The sequence below is a fragment of the Mesonia aquimarina genome (assembly GCF_003667275.1).
Taxonomy (GTDB): domain Bacteria; phylum Bacteroidota; class Bacteroidia; order Flavobacteriales; family Flavobacteriaceae; genus Mesonia; species Mesonia aquimarina.
The window spans coordinates 1-17490 of the sequence record NZ_RCNV01000005.1 but is presented as its reverse complement, the minus strand read 5'-3'; the positions used below and the strand labels follow the sequence as shown (position 1 = coordinate 17490).

The following is a 17490-nucleotide window of genomic DNA, read 5'->3' as shown; positions in this document are numbered from 1 at the left end:
ATCTTGATTTTTATTTGGTTTTAAGTGATTTAATGTTGTATATTTGCAGTCGAAATCGCGGGATAGAGCAGTAGGTAGCTCGTCGGGCTCATAACCCGAAGGTCACTGGTTCGAGTCCAGTTCCCGCTACTAATTTATGAAAGCCCTTGTATATACAGGGGCTTTCGTAGTTTTAGCCCTTAATTGTGGTTCATATTTGGGTCATCATTTTTTAGCGATAACATATTAGGTCTAATCGTTATGTTTAAGCAAAAACTGTAGTTAACCTATATTTATTTTTACTCCTCTAAGCTGAGTATTAAAGTCTTTAATTTTGCATAAAAAGATTCTACTGATGTGTTTGCATTCCTATCTATAACCTAATTTAATATTGATTTATAATTTAAGTTTCAAGTTCTTAATATAGGCTATTTTCGCTTATAAAATTATTCACAATTTAGAAGATCTACTATAAAAATCTAGTTTCTGTTTTTTTGGTGAAAACCTCGCTAGACTTGACTTTGGTATAGCTGCTCTTGGAGCTCTTTTAAAAGTTGTAAACAATTTTAACAGGATGTAGAAATTGCTTATGCTTGTTTTATACGCTATTTATTTGGGTCTTATGCGCTCAAATTATATATTTACCTACATAAACTTACCCGAAAATAGGGGGTTTCTACATTAATTACAGCTCAAAAAAAGAAATCGTGGTGCTAGCCTTTAATATTTTTTTGAGCTTTTTTATGCTTTTTAATCAGTCGCATTCCCTTAAAAGCTAGAATAATCTACTTTAAATAAGAGCACTTCGTTAGTACTATAACGATCTTATAAACAGGGATCTAGTGCGTGAATATTATTTGTTTTATGAATTGTAAGTATTTATTTAAGCAATAACGTTTTTATGTGTATGAGTTTTGTTCTTCTTATACTTTTGCGGTTAATTCCTTTAAAATCAAGAAGGTTTTTGTGAAAATAGGATAAAAAATAGATGTTGCTAGGGCAGATTTTAAAGCTTGCTGTGCATGTATAAAAACAAACGCGGCGTATAGAAGTATGCCGCGCGGCAATAAAAATAGCTTGCGGCAGGAAAAATACGGATATTCAGCAAAAAACATAAAAAACCCCAAGCAAATTGCTCGGGGTTTCTACAAAAATTACAAATTAATCGTGGTGCTAGCCGGTAACTAATTGATAATCTAAGGTGTCTAACATCTTTCGTATGGGTTTTCCGGGACGAAAATTCATATGAGCGCTTTTAACGTTTTGGACGCTTACCTCCTCTTCCAAATCACTCGGTAAGGAGCGAACTCCTACTTGAAAATTGCCCAGACTACCCAGCTGTACGACTTTTCCATTGCGTAGTTCATCAATGATGTTGTGCTGTAAGGCACGCAATACCGCAACACAATCGGCTTCGCGAACAGTAGATTGGTTAGACACTAAATAGGCTAATCGTTCCAGATCAACCAGCCCCACCGCTTTGGTGTGAGCGTAAAATCGAATAGGGGCTTCCACATCTTGTGGGTTAATTTTCCCTACTTTAGTTAATTGTACCATAATGGTAATTTATTTAAAGACAGCCTTTTTCTCGGCCGGTAAACCATATTATCACGGCTTACAAGTATAAAATTACTGAAAGTAAAAGAGTTCCTTTATAAAAGATCAGATAGCTTTTCAACAAGTTCTTAACAGCGCGTATAAAAGCTTATATATGTTGAGGTCATCTGAAAAGTTGAATGTTAAATGTTGAATTGAAACATTATTTTTTTTAGAGAAGGGGAGTGTGTAATGTTTTATTTCTATTTTTTTATCTTTTAAGAGTCAGTATTAAATTGAATTTGAAAACAAAGTTCAACTTAATATGTAGAATTATGTTTAATTCACTCTTTTAATAGTAGTTAAAGATAAACTTTTTAAGGTTAGATATGCAAAACCTTTGATAAATAGGAATAAACTATTATTTTAGAAATGATTTTACTATTCCTTAGTTTTATGAAAGTTATATTTCGGTTTTCTCTTATTTTTTTATTAACGATGCCATTTGTAAGCGTTTCTCAAGAGCTTATATCTAAGAAAGAATGCGAAAAATTGATTGATGAAGGAGTGACTGCTATGGAAAACCGTGATTATGCAATAGCTTTAGAAAAACTCACCAAAGTAGAATTAATTGCTGATAAGAAAAAATGGGATGATGAGTTAAGTAGAGCAAGAATGATACTTGGGGTAATTTATAATGATTTATCTAATTATGGAGAGTCTTTACAGTATTATCGAAAAGCTTATGAGATTGCTATTAAAAATCCTGAGTTTAACAAACGGAGTGCCAACATTCTTAATAATATTGGGGAGTTGTATTTTGAAGAGGAAAACTATAGTCGAGCGTTAGAATATTATAAAAAAGCTCATGAGTTTTCTAAATCTTTTGACGCACCATACTATAATACTCCTTTATACGCAACTAATATAGCTGTAGTTTATAATAAATTGGGTGATCTGAATGAATCTGATGTTTATTTAGAACAGGCTTTAGCCGCGATAGATAAAATTAAAAGCGTAGAAATTGAGCTTCCTTCTCGTATTGAATATGCTAGAAAAGTAGCCAAAGGAGAAAATCTGCTGCTTCAAGAAAAATTTGAAACAGCTAAAGATACATTGTTGGTGTTATACAACACTATAAGAACTGAAAGGGAAAACGAATTTAATGTGCATGCTTTATTTTATTTATCCAGAATTTATGAGAATCAGGGAAATATTAATGAAGCAATTAAAATGGCAAAAAAAGGATTACTATATAGTAACGAAATAAAGGATCTATATTGGAAATTACAACTTTATAATCAGGTTTCAGAATTATATTATAGCAGTCAACAATTTGAATTGGCTAGAAATTATAAAGACTCCATTATTATGGGGAAGAATGCTTTAACGCAGCGTGTTAAAATGGGGCTATTTGAAGCAAATAAAGTTAAATTAGGAATTCAAGAATATAAAAATCAACTACAATTTACAAAACAAAAACAGCGTTCAGAGCGAAGAATTTATATATTGATAAGTGTGTTTGCAATTGTATTATTTTTGTTTGCCTATAGAGGTTTGCGTAACCGGGTGATTAAGCAAAAGCAAAAACAACAATTAATAGAAAATAAACAGCGAATCACTCAACTTGAAGTTGAAGATTTAAAAAATAAAATTGCTCAAAAAAATAGAAGACTAGCCTCCAAAGCCTTATATTTTTCGGGGAGAAATGAGGTGATTGAAAATACAATAAAGTCTTTATTAAAAATACCGGTGGTCGCACAAGACAAAGAGGTGCTAAATTACATTGAAAACCTACGAAAACATCTAATAACAGAAGAGGAATGGGAGGAATTTATAATGCACTTTGAAAAAGTGAACCCTAACTTCATAACTCAATTAAAAGAAAGGCATCCTTCACTAACCAGCAAAGATATCCGTTTTTTATGTTATATCTATATGAATTTAGATATTCAAGAAATCAGTAATCTCTTTAATATTACTTATAACGCAGGACGAAAACGAAAAAAACGAATTCTTAAAAAAATGAAACTGGAAGAAAGCGAGCTAGCGTTATATGAATACCTATTTAAATTAAGCTGATTGGATTTTCTTACATTACAATTATGATATACTGTATAATTTTTTCCTTTTTATTCCAGCCCATAAACGGGATGGAAATTCATAAGGCTGATGATTTACAAATGATGATGGAAAATTATCAAGAAGCTTATGAATGTGAAAATTATACTACGGCTTTAAAACATTTGGCAAAAGCAGAGTTGTACACAAAAGAAAAGCAAGACGTATACAGGCTTTCTGAAGTTAAGTTTATTACGGGAATCATGTATGAACGTTTATCAAATTACGGTCAGGCCCTCCATTATTATAATCAAGCTTTAAGCTTATTACAGGATAAAAAATTTCATAAGGAGCGAATAAGCATCATCAATAATATAGCCAATTTATATGCAAGTGAAAAAAACTATACGGAAGCACTTTTTTATTATCAACAAAACTATCAACGAGTTAAGTATTCAAAAGAAAAGGATGATATATACTTAAAAATTGTTTCAGGAATAAACGTAGCGCGAAACTATAATGCTATAGGTAAATACACAGAGGCACTTAAATATTTGCAGGAAATAAAAGAGCAAGCCTTAACCAGTAATTTTGCAGAACAATGGAAAGTTAGTCATGCAAGAGCTTTATTTATAAAAGGAGACTTAAAGAAATCAAAAAAAATACTTAAAAGACTCATGCCTGCTGTTGATAAACAAAATGAAGTAGAGTGCTATATCTGTATTACAGATTTGTTGGTCGATATTTATGAAGAACAGGATAGCATTGCACAAGCAATAAATTATATGAGACTTCAAGGTCCTGCTAAGAGGCATAGTTTACATAATCAAATTAATTTTTATAAAAATTTTTCTCGATTATTTTATAAACAAAAAGCATATGCAATAGCAAATAGATATCAAGATTCTATCATTTTTACAAAAGATATCTTGGAGAAAGTGGTTAACCGCGATCTGTTTGAGATGAATATGGTTAAATTAGAGATTAATGAATATAAAAATCAAATCCTACTAGAAAAAGAAAAACAAAAAGAGGAACAAATAGCTTTTGGTTTAATTTTTTTAATTTTTTTACTGGTACTTGCTTTTATATATATATTATACAAAAACCGATTAAATAAAGCAAAAAATAGACAAACCACTCTCCATGATCAACAATTGATTACGGAGCTGGAACTTAATCAATTAAAAAGTAAAATTGAAAAAAAGAATACAAGATTACTTTCCAAAGAACATTATATTAGAGGAAAGAATACTATACTTAAAGAAATTTTAGATAAACTAATTCCTTTTAAACAGAAATTTCAAGACCCTACTTTCTCCAGACATATTCAATTTTTAAAACAAAAGATAAACTCAGAGCAAGAGTGGGATAATTTTGTTTATCATTTTGAAAAAGTGAACCCTAAATTTATTGATAAATTAAAGGAGAAACACCCTGAACTAACCAGTAAAGATATTCGTTTTTTATGTTACCTTTATCTCAATTTAGATAAAAAAGAGCTTAGTGATTTATACCATATCACTCATAATGCGGTAAGAAAAAAAATAAACCGCTTAAGAAAAAAGATGAATATAAATGATAAAAGGCTTTCTATAGAAAATTATTTAATTAATTTATAAATAGCATTTTAAAAGATTTTAAAATAAACTTTTAAAGCCTTTTTTAAGCAGCTTTCAACTTTTGAAATTTTTTTGGTATACGGTGAAATTTTAGGCTTTTTGAGCTACCTATAACATTTCGTAAAATACTGTTTTTGAAAGTGAATCCTTAAAACTTAGGAGTAATCAAAAAATTAGATAAAATTTGATAATCTTATTCTTTTGATTTGTTTTCATCAATGAAAAGGATGAATAAAGAGAATTGTCTAATACAGGATTGTCGTTTTATAATATTTTTTTCTATTAATAAAGGGAAATAATGAGCCTTGTTATGTTTTGGCTACCTTAAGTGTTAAAAAATAATTATTTTTTTTCATTCAGCTTAACATTCACTTTTTCAGCACTTTACGAGATTTGTTTTCTTTGTGTCACACTTTTTCCTCCCTCAAGGCCGTTTCTTTCCGCCCTAAAATCAATGATTTAGCAAATGTTTTTCCAAATTTGATTAAATCAATTAAGCATAAAACGAATTAAGCATGAAAAAAACTACCTTATTTTTTAGCGTTATTATTTTTGGGAATTTATTATCCCTTCAAGCGCAAAACACCTTTTCTTTTGAAGCCGATGAAGGCTATAGTTTAGGCGAAGTCCATGGCCAACAAGGCTGGGAAGCAGAAAACACCTTTACTTCACTGTTTGTAATTAGTGATGTACATTCCAGTGATGGAGACTATGCTTTAAAAGGACAAGTAGACGCAGCGGTTAACGTGGGCGGAAACGAACTTCCCGGTATTACGAATAGTACTTTAGCTATAGGGTCGGGAAACCTAAGCGTGAGTATGGATCTGTATTTAGAGACTCCTAATCAAACCGGGGCTATGGATTTGTTTGCCAGCGCGATCGATGATAGTTCGGCTTCCCCGCGTTTAGCTTTTGTGAATGGTTTTATCGTTGTGGTCGATATCGACCCGCAAAACCCTACTGATTATGACTTTGATCAAGTCGGGTTCTTTGAATATAACACCTGGTTAAGCTATCGAGCGGAATATGATTTTACAGCAGGGCAAGTTGCTTATTATGTAAATGATGAATTATTGTATACCGGAGCAATTAACAATCTTTCTCAATTTAATAAATTGTGTTTCTTTTTTCTAAATCAAGGCGATTTTTATGTAGATAATGTAAGTCTGCAAGAAACCGGTCTTTCCATAGAAAATATTAACACGCAAGACTTCACCTATCATTTGTCCAATAGTAATGGTGTGTTAACCCTATCGTCCAATAATAGACAGATTACCAGTGTAGAGATTTTTAATATCCTTGGGCAAGAAGTTAACCATAGCCGTGGAAACAATTCAAAACAAGTATTAGTAGATATGGCTTCTTATAAAGAAGGCGTATATATTGTTAGAACAAGCTTTACTTCAGGCGAACAAAACAGTTTTAAAATACTAAAAGATTAGATAGAAGAATTTATGAACCTAAAAACCTATACTTATGAAAAATAAACTACTTGACACACCTTGGTTGTTGTGTATGCTATTGATAATGTGTGCTCAGATGAGCTATGCCCAATGGCAAAACGGCTTATGGACCGAAAAACAAGCCTATAATTGGTATTTTTATGAAAAAGCTGGTTTAGATTTTAATACTTCACCACCCACCGTTTTATTGAATGGAGAGTTAAGTTCAACTGGAGATAAAGAAGGGGTTGGGTCAATTTCTGATGAAAGTGGAAACTTACTGTTTTATACGAATGGGGTAACGGTATGGAATGCTAATCATCAGATTATGCAAAATGGCACTGGGCTTTTAGGAAATGAATCTACTTCACAAACTGGATTAATTGTTCCTAAACCAGGAAGTTCAACAGTTTACTATATTTTTCATATGGAAGAAGAATGTGATTACTCACCTTTATACTTTTCAGAAGTAGATTTAAGTCTAGATAATGGATTAGGGGGGGTAACTTCTAATAAAAATATTCAATTATCTACTGATAGTGTAGGGGAGCATTTGACTGCTATATATAATGATGAGAAAGATGGAGTTTGGGTGATCGGTCATAAAGGAAATAGAGTTGATCATCCAGTAGATGGATGTGCTCCAGAATCTAGTAATGAGTTTTTAGCATATTTGGTTTCAAGTGGAGGTATCTCAACTAGCCCGGTAAGTAGTTCAATTGGTAATAATTTAAATTATTCTTATGGTCAAATGAAAGCATCCCCTGATGGTTCAAAAATAGCTATTAGTAATTCATTTTTAGTAGGTCCTCCTTCCTTACAAGTGTTTGATTTTGATTCTGCTACTGGACAATTATCCAATCCAGTCACGCTTACTTCTGCGATTTCTTTTTTAGGATATGGTCTTGAGTTTTCTCCCAACAGTCGTTTTTTGTATACTATCGATCAGGGATTAAGTATAGATTTTTCGAGAGTTCATCAGTTTGATCTTGAGGCAGGTGGGGAACAAGATATATTGAATTCTGATGTAGTTCTAATAGAAGAACAGCTAAATGGCTTTCTTGCTTTACAATTAGCTCCTAATGGAAAAATATATATGACTAGTGCATCATCTTCTCTTAATGATTTTTCCAATTTAAGTGTTGTAAACTTTCCTAATAATAAAGGGTTAGATTCAGGTTTTAATTTGGAAACAATTAATTTAGGGGGGAAGCAGAGTGGCTATAGCCTCCCCGGTTTCATCCAGAGCTATTTCGAGTCAGGAATATTGTATGAGGGGGAGTGTCCCGGGGAAGAGATAGCCTTTAGTACGATCCGTATTCCGGGGATTGATGCAATAAGTTGGGATTACGGCGATGGGAATACCGGAACCGGCATTACCCCAACCCATACTTACGCACAAGCGGGCACCTATACGGTAACGGCTACGATCACGAGTAATGGCGCCCAGCAGACGGCTGAGACTGAGGTCACGATTTTAGAAGGCGCCGAGGCTAGAACTCCCGCTGCTCCTTTACTGGCTTGCGGGGGAACGAACAACAATGGAGAATTTGATTTAACTAGCCTTAACGATACAATTTTGGACGGACAAAATTCCAACACCTATACGGTGAGCTACCACGAAGACCAAAACGGCGCTGAGAATGATGTAGCGGTGATTAGCCCTGCCGATAGCTATGAATCTGCTACCGGTACGGTCTATGCACGAGTTACCAATACCGATACGGGCTGTTATGCGGTCACACCTGTTGCTTTGGAGACCACCCCGCAACCTACAGCTCCGAGTGTCGCCCCGATCACCACCTGTGATACGGAAGCTTTGGATGGGATAACGACAATCGATTTAACCCAACGCTCGGCAGACTTTCAGGAAAACCAGCCCGATACGGACTTAGCTTATTTTGAAAGCCAAGGAGATGCGGATAACAATACCAACGCAATCACCGACCCTACAGCATATACCAATACCAGTAATCCACAAGTGATCTATGTACGCATCAGCAACAGCAGCCTGCCGAATTGCTATGCAGTAGCTTTATTGGATATCGAGGTAGAAGCTGCAAGTCTTACTGGAACTAGTTTAGAGCTGATGGGCTGTTCTCCCTTTGATTTAACAGACATCGCAGCTGAAGTGGACAGCGGTTTGAGTTTGGAGTATTATGCAAGTGAAGCCGATGCGGAGGCGAATACCAATACGGTAGAAAACCCTACGGCTTATGTTACCACTAGCCAAGAAGAACAGGTGTATGTCCGTCTTACCGATAGCAATGGCTGCGCAGGGGTAGCCGAGCTTAGCCTAGTAACCGGAGATTGTAAGATTCCCGAAGGAATCTCTCCCAATGGTGATGGAGCGAATGATAGCTTTGATTTAAGCTTTTTAACAGCAACCTATGGCGGAAAACATATTTCGATTTTCAATAGAAACGGCCGTGTGGTTTATGAGACAAATAATTATAGTGACCAATGGTTTGGTCAGGATAACAACGGAAATAATTTACCGACGGGCACCTATTATTATGTACTGGAATTAGCCGAACCCCACCCGGAATATGGCGGAGCCATCAAGAAATGGGTGTATGTACAGCAGGAGCTTTAAATAAAAAAATACCTGTTCTCGGATAAAAAGGCGATTGGCCGTCATCTTGTTTTTTAGTTAAACAAAAGTACTTTTTCTTCATATGGTTAAAAAAAGAAGTACCCACAAGATGTTCCGAGACAGGTATTTTATAAAAAAGCACGCTAGTTAACCTGTTCCCGGAACAAATGAAAGATAATTGTAATGATTTTCATAAGGTTTTTATAGTTAAGCTGATAACGCACTTTTACCAATTAGGGGTAAATGGTAGAAGTGCAACTGTTCCGGGGCAGGTATATTAACAAAGGCCTGTCTGTACGAACACCCTGTACTAGTTTCAATAATGTTTCATATAGGCAATTAAAAACACCCTACTAGTAAGATGTACAGACAGCCTTTAAAATACAATAAAATTTTAAACGATGAAAAAATCATATAAAAAATACAGGATGAAGAACCTATACCTATTCATATTCGCGCTATTTCTATTGGGCAGTAGTTATCAAGTTTGGGCACAACAAGATCCACAATACACACAGTATATGTATAATATGAGCGTAGTTAATCCGGCTTATGCAGGCTCTAAGGAGAGTTTGTCTATCGGTTTGCTTTATCGTGATCAATGGTCAGGATTTGAAGGCGCTCCTCGGACCTATACATTTTTTGCTCATTCTTCTGTAGGAGAGAAGACTGGTTTAGGTCTTTCGGCTATATCTGATGAGAATGGTCCGGTAAAAGAGACCAATGTGTATGGTGATTTTTCTTATACCCTACAATTAGGAGGGGATCATAAATTAGCCTTTGGGGTAAAAGCCGGAGCAACCTTTCACGATGTAGGTTTAATACCTTTAAGTCTTCAGAATGAGTTTGATGTAGCTTTTAGTGAGAATATTAATGAAACCTATTTAAACTTTGGAGCCGGTTTTCTTTATTATACTGATAAATACTACATCGGTGTGTCGGTTCCTAACTTTTTAAATTCGAAACATTTAGATGTAGATGGGAGAGAATTTGGAACAGAAGAGCAACACTATTTTGCTACTGCAGGATATGTGTTTGAATTGAGTGAGAATTTAAAGTTCAAGCCTTCGACTTTGGTAAAGGCATCTTTTGAGTCTCCTATGTCCTTTGATGTAAATGCTAACTTTTTGTTTTACGAGCGATTTGAGATCGGCGCATCTTATCGTTTAGATGATGCGGTAAGTGGTTTAGTGAGTGTTCGAGCGACGGACTGGTTACAATTAGGTTTTGCTTATGATCATACAATTTCAGATATAGAGGAGCCTTCTTATGAAGCTTTTGTATTGTTTGATGTGCTGTTTAGTAAGAAGTCTTACCGTTCACCAAGATATTTCTAAGACTATCCCCCTCGGTCCCCCCGAAGGGGGGATACGTGGACTGGATATAGACTTAATAAATTAAGACTAAATACAAATGAAAAAAAGAACTTATTTTAATCAACAACCATCTATGCTAACTCCTTCCCCTTCGGGAAAATCGGGACGGGGTTATAATATAAAACGATGAAGATTTTAGATGAAGGTTTTTCAGAAATAACTGCAAATCAAGCGGAAGTGCGTTTTGCGATAGCAAAAAAGAGCATGTAGTGCAGATTTGGTAGTGGTTTCGAGAACAGTGTTCGAGAAAATTTCCTTAAAACCTTCTTGATTTTTTGGTTCGTTTTGTATCAAGACAAAATGAACAGAGGTTAATTAAAAGTAATTATTTTACTCGATGACTAATACTTTTTAAAAGAAATAGAATTAAACCAAATAAAGATCCAATGAAAAAAATATACTATATAGCAAGTCTACTGTTGCTCTTTATGAGCGGAAACAGCTTTGCCCAAAGCAATGCTACCAAGAAAGCTGACAAACACTACGATCGTTTAGAATATGTAGATGCCATTGAAGATTACAAAAAACTAGTAGACAAAGGTGATGCGACTCCTTATGTTTATCATCGTTTAGCAGATTCTTATTACAATTTGTATAACAGCCAAGAGGCAGCACGTTATTATTCGATGTATATAGATGGTGCTTCAGATGCTTCAGGAGAGGCTTATTATCGTTATGCTCAGATGTTGAAAGCCAATGCAAATTATGAAGAAGCAAACCGGGCGATGCAAGCGTTTGCTTCTCGTTCACCACAGGACAAGCGAGCTCAAGCCTTTAAGTCTAATCAAAATTACTTATCAGATATATTAGATAAGGAAGCGAAATTTAGCGTAGAGCGTTTATCATTAAATACAGATTTTATTGATTTTGGAGGTTATGAAAAAGATGGTAAGCTTTATTTTGTATCCGCTCGAAACAAATCAAGAAGGAATTATGGATGGAATGATCAACCGACTTTAGATGTTTATGTATCAACTAGAGAGGGAGAAGAGTTTACCTCACCAGAGCTTTTAGAAGGAGAGGTAAACACTAAATTTAATGAAGGAACTGTAGCGATCACCCCTGATGGAAATACGATGTATTTTACGCGTAATGATTATTTGGATGGAGATTATGAAGAAGATGAGCAAGGAGTGGGGCAGTTAAAACTATTCCGTGCAAGATTAGTTAATGGAGCGTGGGATGATATTCAATCGGTACCGTTTAACAGTTCAGCGTACTCTACCGGACATCCGGCCTTAAGTGCTGATGGAAAAACGCTTTATTTCTCTAGTGATATGCCAGGAGGAATAGGGCATTCTGATTTGTATAAAGTATCAGTGTCTGAAGACGGTTCTTTAGGAGAGCCTCAAAATCTTGGAGCAGGAATAAACACGGAAGGAAGAGATAGTTTTCCTTATATAGATGAAGAAGGCACACTTTACTTTTCTAGTGATGGTCAATTAGGCATAGGAGGATTAGATGTATTTTATGCGAAGGCTAAGGGAAGTAACTTTGGAGAGGTTAACAATATAGGACAACCTATTAATAGTAATGGCGATGATTTTGCTTTCACTTTTAGTACATCAGCAAAGAAAGGTTATGTAAGTTCCAATCGAGGTGGTTTAGCAGAAGATGCACAAACGGCCAATGACAATATTTACCGTGTAGTCCAATTAGAACCTATCGAAGAAATCGATATTATGGTTAAGGTAATCAATGCAGAGACCGGAGCGCCAATCACACAGGCAGAAGTACTGAATTATAATGAAGCTAAAACCCAAGTAGGGAAGAAACAAACCAATAGAGAAGGACAAGCCGCTTTTCAAGGATTAAGAGTTGATAAGGCTTATAGTTTACAAGCCAATGCCACAGGATATAAAAGTGGTTTAGCCCAAGTAAGTCCGGAAGAACGCGGAGAAGTAGGCGTGACCATAGAATTAAGCCCCATAAAGCCCATCATCAAAAAAGAAGAGATTGTGTTAAATCCAATTCTGTTTGATTTTGATAAGGCGACGATTCGTTCACAAGCAGCTTTAGAATTAGATAAGCTTGTAGGAGTGATGAAGAAACACCCGGAGATGGAAATTAAAGTAGAAGCCCATACCGATAAAAGAGGTTCAGCTGAATACAACCAGAAGCTATCAGAGAGACGTGCTAAGAGTACAGTTGGTTATGTAGTTTCTCAGGGAATTGATAAATCAAGAATAAGCTGGGAGGCTTTTGGTGAATCTAAACCAAAAGTAGAATGCGACAACTGTAGCGAAGAGCAATACCAAGAGAATAGACGTTCGGTGTTTCGGATAATTCGTGATTAGTTTTTCGTAATGAGTAAACGAGTTTAGAGTTCAGAATGCAGAATTAAGAATTATAAATGTTGAAGGAAGAAATTAATCATATAGAATCAAAAGTTATGAGTAGAAATAGAAAACCAGTTGGTCTATCGAAAAAATAATTAAAAATCAAGGAAGCCGATATGGCTGAACATAAAAATCTTTTTGAGACCGACCGATAGGAAGGTTGAGTTATTTTTATCAGTGGCTGTGGGTTCCGTAGTATTTTTTATGATTTTTTCGTAAGCCTAGACCTTTTTCTTTCTCCCGATATATATCGGGATTATGGCAATGATAAAAAGAAAAAGATCTTTTAAATATTAAATTAAGCTAACCGCCAAGAGCTAACGGCTAACAGCTAAAAAAACGACCTGTCACTTCGAGTGTTTTTTAAATGAAATGCAATGGAATTAAAAAATGTATCGAGAAGTAATCGAAAGTTATTGAACTTTGAGAGATGTGTAAAAATTTATAATTCAAAATCGTGCAAGCTAATAGCTAAAAGCTAACAGCCAAGCGCTAAAAGCTAAAGAATAAAAAACAACCGCTATGAAAGAGAAAAAATCCAGGGTTTTTCACCCGATGTCAGAAATTCCTGAACGGGATACAGATGACCACAGTTTTAGCAAAACGGTCTTGGTGTATAGTGAAGACTTAAGTTTTATTGAATTAGGCTATTTTGATTTTGAAGATGAGCGTTGGTATCATTTTGGCTCGGATTCTTTTTTGCTCAAGTGCTGGTGCTATATCCCCAACCCGATGGAATGCTTAGAAGAACATCAAGAATGGCCCTTAGCCAAGCATAAAGGTTATCAGGAACCCTTGTTTTGATTATGAATTTGTAGAACGTTGAGTGAATTAATAAGGTTATGGAGTGATGGAGTTATTAAGTGATGAATCAAGAATTAGTAATTAGTAATGAGTAAACGAGTTCAGAATGCAGAATTAAGAATTATAAATGTTGAATTATGCTAATCGCTAAGAGCTAAAGGCTAATAGCTAAAAGAAAACGAACTGTCACTTCGAGTGATTGCGACTGAAAAGAATAATTGTATCGAGAAGAGGTTATAAAGGTTTAAAGTTTAGTTAATAATGAATAATGCAGAATTATAAAATAAATATAAACAAGCTAACAGCCAAGAGCTAAAGGCTAACAGCTAAAAAAATAAACAACAGCTGACCACGCTTTTAATCCCCAAATAATAAAAGCCAATAAAAAAGCTGATGATATGAGAATCTTAAAAAATTTGATAAAAAAAATAAAAGAATATAATAAAAGCCCTTTGAAAAAGGTGATCGTTTTTCTCCATGGCGTTCAATTACCTGATCTCCATAAATTCTTTCCACAAAAGGAAAGACAAAAAGGAAGAAAGAGCTCTCCTTCCCCTTGGGGGAAGGTCGGGATGGGGATTTTACTATTCCTTTTTTCCTTAAACACCTACGCCCAACTCGAAGCCGCCAACTGGTATTTTGGTGATCATGCTGGGGTAAATTTCAGCACGGGTGTACCTGTTGCGTTAACTGATGGACAGCTGGAACAACAAGAAGGTTGTGCCACGATTTCCGATAGTGAAGGTAATTTATTGTTTTATACCAACGGTATTGATATTTACAATGCTAACCATAACTTGATGCTAAATGGAACAGATTTGTTAGGAGATGATAGTAGTACCCAATCAGCGATTATTGTACCGGATCCCGGCGATGATGATCGGTATTATGTATTTGCGGTGGATGCCCAAGGAGGACCAAATGGCTTAACTTATTCCGTAGTGGATATGAGTTTGAATGGAGGCTTAGGAGGAGTGATTTCAACTGAAAAAAACATTCAATTGGAAACACTGGTGGCTGAAAAATTGACTGCGGTGTATCATGATAATGGAGATGATATTTGGGTGATTGCACACCGAATGGGTTCAAATGATTTTGTAAGTTATTTAGTAACTAATAGCGGAGTTAATAGTACACCTGTAATAAGCAGTAGTGGGTTAGTCCACTTATCCGCCGGAGCAGGAACTGGTGCAATAGGATATTTAAAGGTTGCTCCGGATGGTTCAAAATTGGCCTGTGCTATAAGTTTTTTTAATACCGGTTTAGAGTTATTTGATTTTGATAATAGTACGGGTGTGGTGTCCAATGCTCAATTGATTACTAGTAATTCCGCTTATGGCGTAGAGTTTTCTCCCAACAGTAAGGTTCTTTATTATACGCGTTCAGGAGCAGGGATCGGTCCAATTTACCAATATGACATTACTCAACCTACCTTACCGGCGATTCAAGCTTCAGAAACGCTTGTTGCTGCTGCTTCTGAATATTCTGCTCTACAATTGGGGATAGACGGTAAATTATATACCACGAACCATCTAAACCCTTATTTAAGTGTGATCAACAACCCAAATGAGCTCGGCGCTGCTTGTAATTTTGTAGATGATGCGGTAGATTTAGCGGGTAATAATTCCCGTTTAGGCCTCCCCCCATTTATCACGAGTTATTTTCAATTTGAGATTGCTTATGAGGATTTGTGTTCGGGTAGTCCGACGCAGTTTGAAGTAGAGACCCGCTCTGATTTAGCCGTGACGGATTGGGACTTTGGCGACCCCGATAGCGGCAGTGCCAACACTTCGGCAGAGGAGATGCCGAGTCACACCTATGAATCCCCCGGCACCTATACGGTGACGGTAGATCTAGAGACCGCTCTAGGCTATGACATTATCTTGACCGAAGAGATTACGATTTTAGCTAGTCCTGAAGCAAATCCGGTGGAGGATCTGGAGCTTTGTGATGAGCTTCCCAACGACGGACAAGCCGTTTTTGACTTGAGTCAACAGAGCCCGGAGATTTTAGGAGATCAAGAAGTCGGTAGCCATTCGGTGAGTTATTACACCGCTATGGAAGATACCGAAGAAGCCTTAAACCCTATAGAAAGTCCTGCAGCCTATTCCAATACGGAAAACCCCCAAACGATCTGGGCCCGGGTAGACCATGCGGCTAATGACTGCTATGCGCTCACCAGTTTTGATTTGAGGGTTTATGCCAGTCCTTTTTTAGAAGCACTCGATTTGGAACCCGAGTGTACGAGTACCCCTGTAGAAAGCATTGATCTGACAAGTTATCAAGACGACTTAATAAACGGACAAGACCTAAACACCTTTAACTTGACTTACCATAGTAGTCAAAGCGATGCGGATGAAGGTGAAGACGCCTTAAGCAATCTTAGTGCTTACCCGATTGGAAATAACAGTTGTACGAGTTTTTATGTTCGTTTGGAAAACACGGAGTATCCGGATTGTTATGTGACCAGTAGTTTTGACTATTGCAGTTACGCTACTGCAGTCGTAGCAACTCAAGATTTAGAAGAATGCGATTCGGACAGTAATGGAAGTGCTATTTTCGATTTAACTCAAAACGATTCGGTAGCATTAGGCGCAGACCAACCAGCTTCCGATTATAGTGTAAGTTATTATGAAGATGAGGCTTCGGCCGAGGCAGGCACTCCATCGATAGGCACCCCAACAGCTTATGAGAATACTGCAAGTCCTCAGACGATCTGGGTACGTGTAGAGAGCAATACGCTAACGAGCTGTTATGCAGTAGATAGTTTTACGATTACCAGTTATGAAAGTGGAATCGCAAATCCGGTTCCTGATTTAAGCTATTGTGATACCGATACCAATGGTGATGCAGTATATGATTTAACACAAAATACGCCTATTTTATTAGGCGCACAAGATGCGAATGATTTCACGGTAAGTTATTATGAGACCATAGCGGAAGCTAATGTACCGACTAATGCGATAGCAGACCCTGCTAACTATATAGCCGGTAGTAATAGCCAGACCATTTATGTACGTATAGAAAACGCGATCAATGGGGACTGTTATAATTTAACCGACTTTACTTTAGAGACGACTCCGGTTACAGTAGGAGTGGTTAGTGATAAATATGCGTGTGATGGCGGTACTACCGGGACAGCAACCTTTGATTTAACCGATAGTGACCAAGAAGCTTTATCGGGACAAAGCCCTCAGGATTATAGTGTAAGTTATTATGCCAGTCAAATAGACTTGGATAATGACAATGCCATAGCTACGCCAACAGCTTATGAGAATACGAGTAATCCCCAAGAGGTTTTTGTACGTGTAAGTGCCGATGATTTAGGAAGTTGTTTTTCAGAGACTAGCTTTATGATAGAAGCAACGCCTTCGGCTCCTATCGCAGATCCAAGTCCTTTAATAGCTTGTGATACGGATAATGATGGTTTTTATACTTTATTTGATTTAGAGAGCAAGACCGATGAGATTACTTTAGGTAATGCAGATTTAGAAGTAAGTTATCACTTGACCTCTAGTGATGCAAACTTAGGCGTATCGTCAGTAAGTTCTCCTTATGCCAATACGACGGCTTATAACGATGTAATTTATGTGCGCGTAGAAGATGCTGTTAACGGCTGTGTATTACAAACCGAGCTTGCCTTAGAAGTATATGATAGTCCTATGATCGAGGCACCAGCAGAAGCACTTTCTCAATGCGATGATGATGGGGATGGCTTTTCCATTTTTGATTTAA

At 36.2% G+C, this 17490-nt stretch carries 9 protein-coding genes and 1 tRNA gene; 9 read left to right on the top strand and 1 reads right to left on the bottom strand.

Annotated elements, in window-relative coordinates; genetic code table 11:
- Positions 1–56: 56 nt before the first annotated feature.
- Positions 57–129 (top strand) — tRNA-Met (locus tag D9R05_RS08125).
- 1023 nt (positions 130–1152) lie between these two features.
- Here D9R05_RS08125 and D9R05_RS08115 read toward each other — a convergent pair.
- Positions 1153–1536 carry an HU family DNA-binding protein gene (locus tag D9R05_RS08115; protein ID WP_121666726.1) on the bottom strand — a complete coding sequence of 128 codons (384 nt, stop codon included), beginning with the start codon at positions 1534–1536 and terminating at the stop codon, positions 1153–1155.
- A 435-nt stretch (positions 1537–1971) separates the two neighbouring features.
- Between D9R05_RS08115 and D9R05_RS08110 the strand changes: the two genes are divergently transcribed.
- The 8 genes from D9R05_RS08110 to D9R05_RS08075 all read left to right on the top strand — a co-directional run.
- Positions 1972–3597: a tetratricopeptide repeat protein gene (locus D9R05_RS08110; RefSeq protein WP_162984928.1), complete on the top strand. Its 1626-nt coding sequence runs from the start codon at positions 1972–1974 to the stop codon at positions 3595–3597.
- Positions 3598–3668: 71 nt separating this feature from the next.
- Entirely contained in the window at positions 3669–5198 is a 1530-nt protein-coding gene (locus D9R05_RS08105) for a tetratricopeptide repeat protein (protein ID WP_121666724.1), read from the top strand.
- A 515-nt stretch (positions 5199–5713) separates the two neighbouring features.
- The gene (locus tag D9R05_RS08100; protein WP_121666723.1) at positions 5714–6640 is read left to right on the top strand and encodes a T9SS type A sorting domain-containing protein; all 927 of its coding nucleotides are present in this window, start codon (positions 5714–5716) and stop codon (positions 6638–6640) included.
- Between the two features lie 34 nt (positions 6641–6674).
- On the top strand, positions 6675–9236 hold the full coding sequence (locus tag D9R05_RS08095; RefSeq protein WP_121666722.1) for a T9SS type B sorting domain-containing protein: 2562 nt from the start codon (positions 6675–6677) through the stop codon (positions 9234–9236).
- Between the two features lie 428 nt (positions 9237–9664).
- Positions 9665–10573 (top strand): PorP/SprF family type IX secretion system membrane protein, encoded by a 909-nt coding sequence (locus D9R05_RS08090; protein WP_121666721.1) that lies wholly within the window; start codon positions 9665–9667, stop codon positions 10571–10573.
- A gap of 425 nt (positions 10574–10998) precedes the next feature.
- Positions 10999–12909, top strand: a complete 1911-nt coding sequence (locus D9R05_RS08085; RefSeq protein ID WP_121666720.1) for an OmpA family protein — start codon at positions 10999–11001, stop codon at positions 12907–12909.
- Between the two features lie 564 nt (positions 12910–13473).
- On the top strand, positions 13474–13755 hold the full coding sequence (locus tag D9R05_RS08080) for a hypothetical protein (protein WP_121666719.1): 282 nt from the start codon (positions 13474–13476) through the stop codon (positions 13753–13755).
- Between the two features lie 461 nt (positions 13756–14216).
- A partial coding sequence (locus D9R05_RS08075; RefSeq protein WP_240463008.1) for a PKD domain-containing protein occupies positions 14217–17490 on the top strand: 3274 nt, incomplete at its 3' end.